Source organism: Streptomyces sp. NPDC040718, assembly GCF_055593565.1.
The window spans coordinates 226,248-239,265 of record NZ_JBVIXO010000010.1 but is presented as its reverse complement, the minus strand read 5'-3'; the positions used below and the strand labels follow the sequence as shown (position 1 = coordinate 239,265).

General features: G+C 73.3%; 10 protein-coding genes and 1 pseudogene. 4 read left to right on the top strand and 7 right to left on the bottom strand.

Going from position 1 to position 13,018, the window contains the following annotated elements:
• Positions 1–3: 3 nt before the first annotated feature.
• The 5 genes from ACZ597_RS24915 to ACZ597_RS24895 form a co-directional block, all read right to left on the bottom strand.
• On the bottom strand, positions 4–1,554 hold the full coding sequence (locus ACZ597_RS24915) for a Wzz/FepE/Etk N-terminal domain-containing protein (RefSeq protein WP_471334025.1): 1,551 nt from the start codon (positions 1,552–1,554) through the stop codon (positions 4–6).
• The gene (locus ACZ597_RS24910) at positions 1,551–2,927 is read right to left on the bottom strand and encodes a Wzz/FepE/Etk N-terminal domain-containing protein (RefSeq protein WP_471334022.1); all 1,377 of its coding nucleotides are present in this window, start codon (positions 2,925–2,927) and stop codon (positions 1,551–1,553) included. Before ACZ597_RS24910 ends, ACZ597_RS24915 begins: the two co-directional genes overlap by 4 nt.
• The gene (locus tag ACZ597_RS24905; protein WP_471334019.1) at positions 2,924–4,204 is read right to left on the bottom strand and encodes a glycosyltransferase family 4 protein; all 1,281 of its coding nucleotides are present in this window, start codon (positions 4,202–4,204) and stop codon (positions 2,924–2,926) included. The genes ACZ597_RS24910 and ACZ597_RS24905 overlap by 4 nt, the downstream gene beginning before the upstream one ends.
• The gene (locus ACZ597_RS24900) at positions 4,194–5,510 is read right to left on the bottom strand and encodes a nucleotide sugar dehydrogenase (RefSeq protein ID WP_471334016.1); all 1,317 of its coding nucleotides are present in this window, start codon (positions 5,508–5,510) and stop codon (positions 4,194–4,196) included. Before ACZ597_RS24900 ends, ACZ597_RS24905 begins: the two co-directional genes overlap by 11 nt.
• A gap of 73 nt (positions 5,511–5,583) precedes the next feature.
• The gene (locus tag ACZ597_RS24895) at positions 5,584–7,068 is read right to left on the bottom strand and encodes a sugar transferase (protein WP_471334013.1); all 1,485 of its coding nucleotides are present in this window, start codon (positions 7,066–7,068) and stop codon (positions 5,584–5,586) included.
• Positions 7,069–7,803: 735 nt separating this feature from the next.
• On the opposite strand from ACZ597_RS24895, the gene ACZ597_RS24890 reads away from it, so the two are divergent.
• From ACZ597_RS24890 to ACZ597_RS24875, 4 genes and pseudogenes are all read left to right on the top strand, one after another.
• Positions 7,804–8,829 carry an NAD-dependent epimerase/dehydratase family protein gene (locus ACZ597_RS24890; protein WP_471334010.1) on the top strand — a complete coding sequence of 342 codons (1,026 nt, stop codon included), beginning with the start codon at positions 7,804–7,806 and terminating at the stop codon, positions 8,827–8,829.
• Entirely contained in the window at positions 8,823–10,133 is a 1,311-nt protein-coding gene (locus ACZ597_RS24885) for a DegT/DnrJ/EryC1/StrS family aminotransferase (protein ID WP_471334007.1), read from the top strand. Before ACZ597_RS24890 ends, ACZ597_RS24885 begins: the two co-directional genes overlap by 7 nt.
• A gap of 45 nt (positions 10,134–10,178) precedes the next feature.
• Positions 10,179–11,378, top strand: coding sequence for an MFS transporter (locus ACZ597_RS24880; RefSeq protein ID WP_471334005.1), 1,200 nt, complete (start codon positions 10,179–10,181; stop codon positions 11,376–11,378).
• A gap of 4 nt (positions 11,379–11,382) precedes the next feature.
• A pseudogene (locus ACZ597_RS24875) lies at positions 11,383–11,733 on the top strand (5-methyltetrahydropteroyltriglutamate--homocysteine S-methyltransferase); the annotation flags it as partial.
• Positions 11,734–11,812: 79 nt separating this feature from the next.
• Here the strand turns inward: ACZ597_RS24875 and ACZ597_RS24870 are convergent.
• Together ACZ597_RS24870 and ACZ597_RS24865 are read right to left on the bottom strand one after the other, a co-directional pair.
• Positions 11,813–12,637, bottom strand: coding sequence for a CbtA family protein (locus tag ACZ597_RS24870; protein WP_471334002.1), 825 nt, complete (start codon positions 12,635–12,637; stop codon positions 11,813–11,815).
• Positions 12,638–12,651: 14 nt separating this feature from the next.
• A complete protein-coding gene (locus ACZ597_RS24865; RefSeq protein ID WP_125814294.1) occupies positions 12,652–12,879 on the bottom strand; it encodes a CbtB domain-containing protein in 228 nt (75 codons plus the stop codon).
• Between the last annotated feature and the right edge of the window lie 139 nt (positions 12,880–13,018).

Genomic DNA, 13,018 nt, shown 5'->3' with positions numbered 1-13,018 from the left:
GTCCTACCGTGCCTCCTGGTCGCTGTCCGGAACCCGCGCCGCCCACACGGGCAGCCGTTCCGTCTGCCGCTCGCCCTCTCCCACTGCCTGGACGGCGTGGGAGGTACCCCCGTCGTTCGGCCGGGCGGGCCGCTCGTTCCGGCCGCGCAGCGCGCTGTGCGGCCCGTCCCACAAGGTGCCGTCGGTCCGGTCACGCGGATCGGGGTCGATCAGCACCACGCCGAGCACCGTGATGTCCTGCTCCGCGAGCTGCCGCGCCACCGTGTGCAGCCACGCGGCGCTGCCGTGCCCGGCGCGCACGACGAGCACGGTCCGGGTGCCCAGGTACTGGAGGTCGGTCCACGCGGTGCCGGGCGAGACCGAGCCCACGCCGAACCGGTGCTCTCCGCGGGCCGCCTCCGCGGCACCCTCGCCGACCACCGTCAGGCCCCCGGGCTCGCGGCGGTGACCGGTGAGCCGGCGACCGGGCAGTCCGTCGACGACGGACACCGGTCCCTCCGCCGCCAGTGCTCCGGCGAGGTCCAGGGCGATCAGGGCCGCGCCCTGCGCGCAGCCCAGTTCCAGCAGCGACACCGGTTCCGCGGAGCCGCGTACCGTGCGGGCCAGGGATGCGGTGAGCCGCTCCCGCGCCGCCCGGGTGCCGCGCCGCTGCAAGCGCCCGGCCGGCCGGCGGGGGAGTTCCGCGATGACGGAGGCCCCCAGGTTCGCCGCGATCTCCCGGCGCAGCACGGGGCGGTCGGCCACCACCGCGCCGACCGCGGCCACCGCGAGCCCGAGGACCAGCCCGAGGACCAGCCCGATCGCGGCGTCGGTGGCGGCCGCCTTGGGCAGCGAGTGCCGTACCGCGCGCGGCGCGTCCACGACCTGCGTGCCGGCGACGAGCTGGGGCGTTCCGATCCGCGCCTCGGCGGCGCGCTGGCCGAAGTCGGTGATCCGGGCGGTGAGTTCGGCCCGGCGGGCGAACAGCGTCTCCGCGTTCGCGGACCCCTTCGGCCCGGTCTCCGGCGTTCCGTTCCCGATCGCCTTGTTGACCTGGTCGAGCTCGTCCCGCAACCGGTCGCGCTGGTCGAGCAGGGTCTTGGACTCGGCCTCCGCGGCCTCCTGGATCCGCCGCACGTGGTCCGCGACGAACGCGTCGGCCAGCGCCTTGGCACGGGCCACGGCCTGCGCGTCGCTGTCACCCGTCACATCGATCTGGAGCAGGTTGTTGGTCAGTCCGGCACCCGCGTAGTCCTTCATGAAGTCCTCCGGCCTGTCCGGGGACTTCAGGGCCTGCAGGGCCTTCTCGGCGATCCGCGTGGTCTGCAGCAGCGCGACGTCGGTGCGGATCAGCGTTCCGGGGTCGTTCGGCTGGTCCTGCTGGTGCGCGACCAGCACCTTGGTCACCGCCGTCGGGGGCGGCGGCAGCAGTACGGCCACGGCCGCGCCGATCAGCAGCCCCAGCAGCGCCAGGGAACACCAGAGGCGGCGCCGCCTGCGCACCGACACCACGAGCGTCTGCAGGTCCAGCAGCGGAGCGGCGTGAGACGGCTCCGGAGTCGTACTCATCGTCACCCTGAACTTCCCGTCGCGTCGGCGCCGACCGCGAGTGCCGGTGCGGCGGCCTCGCGGGTACGGCCGGCGGACTCCGTCGGACCGGCCTGGGCCGTGCCGACGAGGAGGATCCCGACGATCTCGTGCCCGGCGTCCGCACACGCCTCGGCGATCCCGGAGAGCTCCCCGGCGGTCCGGATTCCCGGGCTCAGCACGACCACGGCACCGGACTCCCCGTCGCGGTCCGCGACCATCGGCCGGGACGCCGAGACCCCGGCCACCCGCAGCTGCGGATCGCCCCCGGTCCCGGCGGTGAACTCCCCGGCGGCCCGCAGGGCGTCGTCGTCGCCCTCCGGGACGAGCAGCAGCAGCCGCCGGGGGGCCGGCAGCCCGTCGCGCAGGCGGGCGTGCACCCGCCGGTGGCGGACCTGCCTGCCGGCCTCGTCGCCGGACGTGCGCGGCGCCGGTACGTCCCACCGGACGTCGAGGCCCAGCAGCCGGCGGATCCGGCCCCTCGGGCCACGCCCCTCCGGCCGGTCCGCGGGCCGCCCGGCGGGCACGTCGACGGTGCCCAGCACCGCAGCGCCCAGCGCCGCGGCGATCTCCGCACCGGTGCGAGGCCGGCGGTCCATCCGCGCGGCGGCGAGATGGCCGATCACCCCCAGCAGGAAGAACAGCACCGCCCCGGAGACGATGAGCTGCGTCCTGGTCGGCGGGGCCTCGCCGGTGGGCCGGGCAGCCGGCCCCATGACGACCATGTTGGCCTTGATGGCCTTGCCCGCGGCGGGATCGGCCTGGTCCAGCTTGTCGACGGCCTCCTGCAGCGTGGTGCGCAGCTTCGCGAGTTCGGTACGGGTCTGCACGCTCTCCACGGTCTGCCCCCGTCCCGCCGCGTCGGCCAGCTCGGTGATCCGGCGGCTGGTCTGCGTCACCAGCTGCCGCAGCGCCTCGGGCCGCGCCGCCGCCTCGGGGCCGGCGTTGGCACCCGAGATCCGCGCGGCGAACGCAACGAACTGCTGGGCCACCTGGTCCGAGAGCCGCTGCGCGCGCTCCGGGGTGTCGGCCGTGCCCGAGATCTTGATGATGTTCCCGTCCGCCGCCTTGGCGCTCACCCGGTCCAGCAGCTCGCTGCGGCTGACCTTCGTCCAGCCGAGCGCGGAGGCCGCACGGTCGACCACCACCGAACTGGCCGCGATCTCCGCCTGCGTCAGCAGCTCGCGCTCCTCCCACGCCCCCGGCAGCAGCACCGAGGCCGAGGCCGTGTAACGCGGCGGCACCAGCAGGGAAGTGCCGTAACCGACGAGCGCACCCAACACGGCGAGGACGGCGAGCAGCCGCCAGCGCCGGCGGAAGATCCGCCCGATCGTGACCAGGCGTATCGTGTCATCGCTCAACGGCGCGGCCTCTTCCCCGAACGGTCGGAAGAGCCCGCCGACGCCGTACCGCGGTCACGACAGGCGGCGGCGTAGGCGGAGAGCAGCGAAGCCTGCGAGTTGCGCCAGGACAGCGGCCCGCCGATCCGCTCCTGGCCGATCTTGCCCATCAGGGCCCGCTTCTCCGGGTCGTCCAGCAGCAGCGCGATGAGCCTGGCGAACTCGCCCTCGTCGTTGGCGGGCGCGTACACGGCGGCGTCGCCGGCGGACACCCGCGCCTCCTTGAGGTCGAACGAGACGATCGGCCGGCCCATCACCATGTACTCCAGGACCTTGTTCATGGTCGACACGTCGTTCAGCGGATTGCGCGGGTCGGGGGAGAGGCACACGTCCGCCGTCGACAGGTACCGCGCCAGGTCGGCGTCCGGCACGCGCCCGGTGAACTGCACCTGCTCGGAGAGCCCGAGCCGCCGGGACAGCTCCACCATCGCGTCGAAGGTGTCGCCGCCGCCGACGAACACCGCGTGCCAGTCGCTCCGCCCGACCTCGTCGCGCAGCTTCGCGAGGGCCCGCAAGGCGTAGTCGACGCCGTCCTGCGGGCCCATCACACCGAGATAGCACAGCAGATGGGGCTTGCCGCGCTTCAGCCCGGGCTCCGGCGCCACCGGGTGGAAGCGGTCCGTGTCGGGCGCGCTGCGCACGACGAACACGTCCGACGGCCGCCGACCGCCACGGCGCACCGCGACGTCCCGGTAGCTCTCGTTCGTGGCGAGCACGACGTCCGCGGCCCGGTAGGTCATCCGTTCCAGCGCGCACACGGCGCGGTACAGCAGGTCCTCGCCGCGGTCGAACCGGGAGAGGTACAGCTCGGGGACCAGGTCGTGCTGGTCGAAGACGAACCGCGCGCCGTGCCGCTTGAGCCACAGGGCGGGCAGGAACAGCAGGTCGGGCGGGTTGCAGGCGTGGACCACGTGGACCGGCCCGACCTTCCGGGCCAGCCGCATGGTGTGCCACAGCGCCGAGCCGTACTCCTTCAGGTAGCCGGCCGGCCCGCCGGTGGCCGCGCGCAGCGGGTAGCGGTGGATCCGCACCCCGTCGATCTCGGCCTCCGGCTCCGTGTCGCGCTTGCTGCCCTGGGGACAGATGACGTGCACCGTCCAGCCCGCGTCGCGCAGCGTCGTGCACTCCTGCCACACCCGCCGGTCGAACGGCACCGACAGGTTCTCGACCAGGACCAGCGCGCGCCGGCCCGTGGTGCGGCCGCCGCCGGCCGCACCACGCGAAGTCTCACCAAGCAAGGCCCACGTACCCCGGTTCGGTCCGGCGCGCGTCGGCGTCGGGAAGGTGGATGAGGTCGATGATCACCGGGCCGTCGCCGTGCGGCAGCGCCGACAGCACGTCCGGGTCCCTGGTACCGACCAGGCACACCTCGGCGTGTTCGAGGACCTCGTCGACGGAGTCCGCGAGCAGGTGCGCGAGGTGGGGCAGCCGGTTCTCGATGTACTCGCGGTTCGCGCCCAGCAGCCTGGAGAGGCTCACGTTGGCGTCGTAGATCTTCAGGTCGTACCCCTTGCCGAAGAGCCGCTCCGCCAGCTCGACGAGCGGGCTCTCGCGCAGGTCGTCGGTGCCCGGCTTGAAGGACAGCCCGAACAGGCCCGCCCGCCGCTTGCCGGTGCGCTCCACCAGCTCCACCGCGCGTTGCAGGTGGTCGGAGTTGGAGGGCAGCACGTGGGAGAGGATCGGCACCGACACGTCGGCCCGCTGCGCCGCGTGGACCAGGCTGCGCAGGTCCTTGGGCAGGCAGGACCCGCCGAAGGCGAAGCCGGGCCGCAGGTAGGCGGGGCTGATGTTGAGCTTGCGGTCGGCCAGGAACACGTCGATCACCTGGTGCGAGTCCACCCCGAGCGCCCGGTACACCGCGCCCAGCTCGTTCGCGAACCCGATCTTGAGGCCGTGGAACGCGTTGTCCGCGTACTTGATCGCCTCGGCCGTCGGGACCGGAACCCGGAACACCTCTCCGGGCAGTCCGTCGTACAGCGCCGCCACCACGTCGCCGCTCGCCCGGTCCAGCTGGCCGATGACGGTCTTGGGCGGGTCGAAGAAGTCCCGCACGCTCGTGCCCTCGCGCAGGAACTCCGGGTTGACCGCGACCCCGACGTCCACCCCGGCGGTGCCGCCGACGGCCTTCTCCAGGATCGGCACCAGCAGGTTCAGGCAGGTGCCCGGGAGCATGGTGCTGCGGAAGACCACGGTGTGCCGCCCGCCCCGCTCGGCCAGCGCCGCGCCGATCTGCTCGGCGACCCGCTCCAAGTACGTGGTGCACAGGCTGCCGTTGGGCTCCGACGGCGTGCCCACGCAGACCAGCGACACCTCACTGTCCATGATCGCCTCGCGGACGTCACCGGTGGCGCGTAACGCCCCCGTCCGCACGACCTCGGCGATGAGCTCGCCGATCCGCTCCTCGACCACCGGGGCCTTGCCGTCGTTGACCAGGTCGACCTTCACCTGGCTGACGTCCACCCCGATGACCTCGTGGCCCATGCTGGCCAGGCACGCGGCCGAGACGCAGCCCACGTAGCCGAGCCCGAAAACGCTGACCCTCATGACTCGTTCCTCCCCCCATGCAGGCCCCCACGGCCTGCGGTCCGCGCGCCTGCCCGACGACGGCTCCCGCGCATCAATAGGCCCCCTGCCCGTACACCACCGCACGCAGCGTCTTCCACAAGATCACCGTGTCCAGGGCGAGCGACCAGTCCTCCACGTACCGCAGGTCCAGCCGGACCGCCTCCTCCCACGACAGGTCGCTGCGCCCGCTGATCTGCCAGAGGCCCGTGAGCCCGGGCTTGACCAGCAGCCGGCGCCGGATGTCCGGACCGTAAGCGGCGGACTCCTCCGGCAGCGGAGGCCGTGGACCCACGAGCGACATCGACCCCGTCAGCACGTTGAAGAGCTGCGGGAGTTCGTCGATCGAGTACCGGCGCAGCACCGCTCCCACCCGGGTCACCCGCGGGTCCCGGCGGAGCTTGAACAGCAGGCCGGCGCCCTCGTTGCGGTCGGCCAGCTCCGCACGTACCCGGTCGGCGTCGGCCACCATGGTGCGGAACTTGAGAATGGTGAACTCGCGTCCGTCCTTGCCGACCCTGCGCTGCCGGTAGACCGCCCCGCCCCGGCTGTCCGCCAGCACGAGCAGCGCGACGAACACCATGAGCGGTGCGAACAGCATCAGCAGGACCGCGGCGCCCACCCGGTCGACGACCTCTTTGACCGCCCGGCGGCCGCCCGTGAAGATCGGCATGCTGACCCGCAGCAACGGGATCCCCAGCACCGCGTCCACGTGCAGCCGCGGTCCGGCCACCTCCATCAGTACCGGGGCCACGACCATCTCGGCGTCGCTGCCCTCCAGGTTCCAGGCCAGCCGCTGGAGCCGGTCCGGAGACCAGTGCGGGTCCGGAGTGACCGCGACGACCCGGTAGCCGTCGCGGCGGACGTGGTTGGCCACGTCGGCCAGCCGGCCGACGACCGGTACGCCGTCCAGCTGGTCACCGTCTCCGTCGAGCCCGAGACCGTCCGTCGTGCACACCGCGTCCACCCGCCAGCCGAGGTGCGGGAACTTGCGGGTCCGGGTGATCAGGTCGTGCAGGGTGGCCGGGCTCCCTGCGGCGAGCACCGGTCGCAGGCACTGCCCCTCCTTCCGCTGTTTGTGCAGCCAGAGGCGCAGCAGATACCGCGTGGTCATGGTGACGAGCGCGATCGCGGGGATCGCCACGAAGATCCAGAGTTTGATGTTGCGCGAGGCGAGGGCGATTCCGCCGAGCGCCAACACGACGGTCGCGGTGAACAGTGAGCGGCCGAGGCGGCGGAATTCCTCGGCGCCCTGACCGAGAACCGCCGGAGCCCACGACCGGTTGACGGCGAGCGCGGCCAATACCAGAAGCTCGGTGCCGAATGCGAGAATTCCCCATTTCTCGTGCCAGTTGGCCGCGTCCCGAGCCCCGAAGAAGTTGCCGATGGCCGCCACCACCAGGGCGGTGGCCACCGTATCGCTGATGATCACGGTACGCCGGTACCGCTGCTCCCAGTCACTCGCGGGCCGGCTGATCGCCCCGTTCGCCAGACGCCCGCGCGCCGACGGGAACGGGCTGACTAATCCCCCTTGCCGCACAGAACCCCCCAGGTCCCCAGTGGTACGACGTGTTCGCCAATCACTGTGCTCCGCACGGGAGGCCCCCGCCTCCCGAGCCGCGCCGTTCCTTCCCGGGATCCCCCCCCGGCCATCTCAGAACTGCTCGGGCAACCCGCCCCCGGCGGTGGCACACCCGCATGCCCCGCCAGACTTCCGAAGAGCGCGAGAACCCGCCGAAACCCCGGATGCTCCCCCGCATCCGAGGCCCTTTCCCGGGCCCCGCGAATTGATCATCCCCCACCCCTCGTGCCGAGGGGACGCGACTGCTGCTTTTCCGTAGCGCCTGGCCTGTAGATCGTTTACTGGTTGCTCGTGTACGAACAGCTGAAGCACGGTCAATCTAGACCATCGCGGCCCGGTATGAAGAGCAGATCAGTGAAATTGGTGTTCAAGCCTTCCGACCGGTTCCACCGATCGCCGGGCGCCCGGGACTCCACCGCCGTGGAGCACCTTCCCCAGCCCCAGGTCAAGGCCGCCGAACCGGCCATCCGGGCCTTGCCGCGGAGCAGTGCGCCCCCTGCTTCCGGTTCGGGCGGAGCCTCTCCCTCCGCGCTCGGCGGGGGCGGAAACATACCAACTCCGCTCTTCTCGCCGTCGCCCGGCCGGGCGGGAGGCGGTCTCGGCCAGTCTCCCCGGCCCCCCTTGCGCCGACGGGGAGGAGACGGATCCCGTAGGACCTCGAAGGATCCCGTTGGACCCCGAAACGGAGTGATCGTGCACCACGGCCCCGATACGCCCGAAACCCACTACGAGGAAGTGGCCGTCACCGGGGGAGCCGGCTTCGTCGGCCGGCACCTCGTCACGGCCCTCAGCCTGCTGTCCCGGAAGGTCACCGTCGTCGACCACGCCCCCCTTCCGCCCGGCCTCGCGGAGCTGCCCGGCGTCACCCACGTCCGCGCCGACCTGCGCGACTACGGCGAGACCTTACTGGCGCTGCGGAGCGCCGACGCCGTGTTCCACCTGGCCGGCAACGCCAGCGGCACCGAGTCGGTGGTCAATCCCCGCCACGACTTCCACCTCAACGCCCTCGCGACCTGCAACGTCGGCAACGCCTGCCTGGAGCTCGGGGTGCGCCGCCTCGTCTACCTCTCCTCGGCCATCGTCTACGGCACCCCGCGCCGCAGCCCGATCCGCGAGGACCACCCCACGCAGCCCTTCCTGCCGTACGGCGCCTCGAAACTCTCCGGCGAGCTGACCCTGCGCAGCCTGCACGCCACCGCCGGACTGCCCGTCGTCATCGGCCGGTCCTTCGTCGTCTACGGCCCCGGCGAAGACCCCCGCCGGGCGGGCGGGGAGGTCTCGCAGTTCCTGCGCTGGCACCTCAACGAGCAACCGATCCCCGTGGTCGGCGACATCGACCGCAAGCGCCGCGACTTCATCCACGTCGAGGACCTCTGCCGGGCGCTGATGACCCTGGCCGGCCGCGGCGCCGACGGCGAGACCTACAACCTGGGTACCGGCACCGCCGTCTCGATGCGCGAGCTCGCCGAGGCGGTGGGTACGGCGACCGGCCGCCCGGCGCTGCTGGACGCGGACCCTTCCAGCCTGGCCGACAGCTTCACGCTCCTCGCCGACACCACCCGGCTGGCAGGGCTGGGCTTCGCACCGCGCGTCACCCTGGCCGAGGGCCTCACCCGGCTGGCCGCCCTGCTCGGGCCTTTCCCCGAACTCCCCTCCGCCAGGGCGGTGTTCCGCCGTGATACCCCGGGCCGCCGGAGCCTGGAGGCCAAGCCGTGCTAGCCGTCGACGGAGGTACGCCGCTGCTCTCCGGGGAGGCGGCGGCACCCTGGCCGCACATCACCGACGCCGACCGCAAGGCCGTGCTCGACGCCCTGGACGACGCCACCCCCTGGCACTGGCCCATGCGTACGGTGGGCGACTTGGAGGCCGCCTGGGCCGAGTTCACCGGCATGCCCCACGTCCTCGCCGCCAACTCCGGTACGGCGGCCCTGCACATGGCGATCGCGGCCGCCGGCGTCGAGCCGGGCGACGAGGTGCTCGTGCCGGCCGACACCTTCCTCGCCTCCGCCTCCTGCGTGCTCCAGGCCAACGCGATCCCGGTCTTCGTGGACACCGACATCGCCACCTTCAACATCGACCCGGCCCGGATCGAGGAACGGATCACCGACCGCACCCGCGCCATCGTCGCCGTGGACCTCAACGGCCTGCCCGCCGACTACGACGCCCTCCGGGCGATCGCGGACCGGCACGGCCTCGTCCTCGTCGAGGACGCCTCCCAGGCCCACGGCGCCTCCTACCGGGGCCGCCCCGTCGGCTCCCTCGGCACCATGAGCGGCGCCAGCCTCAACGGGTCCAAGACCCTCTCCGCCCTCGGCGAAGGCGGCCTGTTCGCCACCCGCGACGAGGAACAGCACCGGCTCGCCCGGCGGGTGCTGATGTTCGGCGAGGAACTCCCGGGCCAGAGCCGCGACTACAACGCCCGCATCATGGGCTGGAACTACCGCATCGACGTCCTCGCCGCCGCGTTCGCCCGCTCCCAGCTCACCCGCCTGTCACAGATGTCCCTCGTCCGGCAGGCCAACGGGGCGGCCCTCACCCGGGCCCTCGCCGGAGTACCCGGCATCCGCACACCGGCCGTGCCCGAGGACCGCACGCACGTGTACTTCTTCTACCCGCTGCTCGTCATGCCCGAGGAGCTCGGACTCGACGGCCTCCCCGTCGCCGCCTTCCGCGACGCGCTCGCCCGGGCGGTGAACGCCGAAGGCCTGCACATCATGCGCTGGCAGCCCCAGCCGGTACCCGGGCAGACCCTGTTCCAGGAGCTGCGCGGCTACGGCCGAGGATGCCCCTGGAGCTGCGGGCACGCCCGCCCCGGCCACCACTACGACCCGGCGCAGTACCCCGTGAGCGAGGAGGTCTGCCTGCGCCGCCTCGTGCTCGGCCAGAGCTTCAGCTCCTTCGGCCCGCCCAACGACGTGACGACGATGCACCGCTATGCCGAAGTCCTGTACAAGGTCCTTGTCGAGGAACGGGACGCGTTGATCGCCCTGACCCGGCGGACGGCCGCCGGCTCGGCGCACTGACCGGCCGGGCACGGCCCGGCACGAACGACAAGGGGACGGACGTAGATGCGCAACGAGCCCGGGACCGTCGGCGGCCGCACGGCACCGCCCGGCCGTGACCGCAGCCGGAGCCCGCGGACGATGCGGCTGGCCGTCTGCGCGGTCTTCTTCGTCACCGGAGCGGCCTTCGCCACCTGGGCGGCCCGGGTACCCGGCGTCCAGAGCCGCCTGGACCTGTCCGCCGGGGAACTGGCCGTGGCCCTCGTCGGCCTGAGCGGGGGCGCCTTCGCCGGGCTCCCGCTGGTCGGCGGGCTGGTGGCCAGGTACGGCAGCCGCAAGGTCCTGTGCACCGGCATGGCCGCCTACCTGGCCGCGCTCGCGAGCCTGCCCCTCGTCCCGAACCTCGCCGTACTGACGGCCGCCCTGGCCGTGTTCTCGTGCGGCAACACGGCCGTCGACGTCGCGATGAACACCCAGGGCGTCCTGGTCGAACGCGCCTACGGCCGCCCCGTACTCGGCGGCTTCCACGCCATGTTCAGCCTCGGCGGCATCGCCGGCGCCACGGCGGGCGGCCTCGCGGCCACCGCCGGGATCGGCATCCGCGCCCACTTCACGGTGACGGCCCTCGTCCTGCTGGTGGTGGCGGGCACGGCGGCCACGGCCCTCGCCCCCGATCCGCCGCCGGCCGGGGGCCCCTCCAGGAGCGGCCCCCTGCTGGCCCTGCCCGGACCGGGCCTGTGGATCCCCGGCCTCGTGGCGTTCTGCGCCCTGATGGGGGAGGGGGTCGTCAACGACTGGGGCGCCGTGTACCTGAAAGAGGAGACCGGAGCCTCGGCCGGCGCGGCGGGCCTGGGGTACGCCGTCTTCTCCGCCGGCATGGTCATCGGCCGCCTCACCGCCGACCGGCTGCGCGCCCGCCTCGGAACGGCCCGCTTCACCTTCCTGTGCGCCGTCGTGGCGGGCGCCGGCGCCCTGATCCCGATCCTCGCCGCGACGACGACGGCGGGCTTCATCGGCTACACCCTGCTGGGCCTGGGCATGGCCGCGGTCATCCCCCTCGTCTTCGCCCACGCGGCCGCCCTGCGACCCGGGCACACCGGCTCCTCCATCGCCGCCGTCTCGGCCGTGGGCTACGTCGGCTTCCTCGCGGGCCCCCCGGTCATCGGCGCCCTGGCGGAGGCGGCGACCCTGCGGTGGGCGATGCTGGTGCTGCCGGCGCTGATGGCGGCGATGGCGGCCCTGGCCCCCCGCCTGCGCCGCCCCTGACCCCGGCGACGTCGTCCAGGCCATCGACGACCTCGACGCCGACGTCATCAGCCTGGAAGCCGCACGCTCCCACATGCAGGTCGCCCGCGAACTCGCCGCCCACGGCTACCCCCGCGAGGCCGGCCCGGGCGTCTGGGACATCCACTCCCCGCGCGTCCCCGGCACCCGGGAAGCGGCCGGCCTGCTGCGCACCGGCCTGGAGGCCATCCCGGCAGAGCGGCTGTGGGTCAACCCCGACTGCGGCCTGAAGACCCGCGGTTGGCCGGAGACCCGCGCATCCCTGGAGAACCTCGTCGCCGCCGCACGCGAGGTCCGCGCCGGCCTCACGGGCGGCGACGCCCGGCCCGCGGGCTGACGCTCCGGGCGGAATCGCCAGAGCCCTGCCGCCCCGGAGGTCCGGGGCGGCAGGGCTCTGCGCTGTGCGCGGCGTACGGTCAGACGAGGGCCGACGCGGGCCGGGCGGCCGTCGCCTCCGCAGCGGCGGCATCGGTGCGGTGGGCCAGCAGCCGCTGGGCGAGGACGCCGAAGACGACGGCGAACACCGTCCACAGGACGAGCTGGACGGCGATGGAGGCGACCCGGAAGTCCCACAGCAGGGCTGCGGGGAACTCGGCCTTGACGGCGTCGGTGTTGTCCGGGAGGACCAGGAAGGCCAGCCCGGTCGCGACGACGAAGCCCGCCCCGGCCGCCAGGGTCGCGTTCCAGTTGCCCAGGCGCGGTGCCAGGCGCCGCCCCAGGACGATCGCGCCGACACCCAGCAGGACGCTGAGCAGGATCATCAGGAAGAACAGCGTGGTGCGCTGGCCGATGGTGTCCGGGTTGCCGACGGCCGGCGGAGTGGCCGGGTACTTGAGGAACGGCACCAGGTAGACCAGCGCGAACGCGCCCCCGGCGGTGAGGGCGGCAGTGGCCCGGGCGCTGAACCCGCCCACACGGCCCAGGGCGAAGGAGAACGCGAGGGAGGCGATGCCGCCCAGCGCGACTCCGTAGACCAGCACGCCGGTGGCGAGGCCGACGGTGGACTGGACGGGCCGGCTGACGAGCTCTTCCTCCTCCTCCGCGGCGGCGGGGGCGGCGCCCCCGTGACCGGTGTGCCCGGCGGGGGCGGCTTCCTTGGCGGCCGCGGCCTCCTCGACGGCGATGGAGCCCCGTACCGGCGGCTCACCGACCACGTAGGCGACGGCGAAGGCGAACAGTCCGGCGATCAGGCCCGCGAGCATGCCGCGGACCAGCAGACCTCTGACAGTGGAGGCGTACATGGTGCGTGCGCCTTTCAGTGGCAGGGGAAGCCGAGCAGGTGACGGCCGTCGTGCACCCACTCGTGGACGCCCTCGCCGGAGAACACGGCGGTGGCGCCCTGCTCCGCGCCGACGAAGTACAGGGCCACGAGCATCAGCAGCCCGACGAAGAGCGCCCAGGGCAGCACGGCCTTGACGGGCAGCGGAGCCGACGGCGAGAGGGCGGGGGCGGATACGGCAGCGGAAGCGAGAGCCTCGGCCATGGTGGAACCTCCTCGGGGAACAACGCGTCCCATACGGTGGTGCGGGACGACGGTCCTCGGGTCTGACTCGCCGCGCCGCCACCCCGGGGAGGGGAGCCGCCGCAGCACACAGTGGCGCGACCATGCCGGATTCACACCG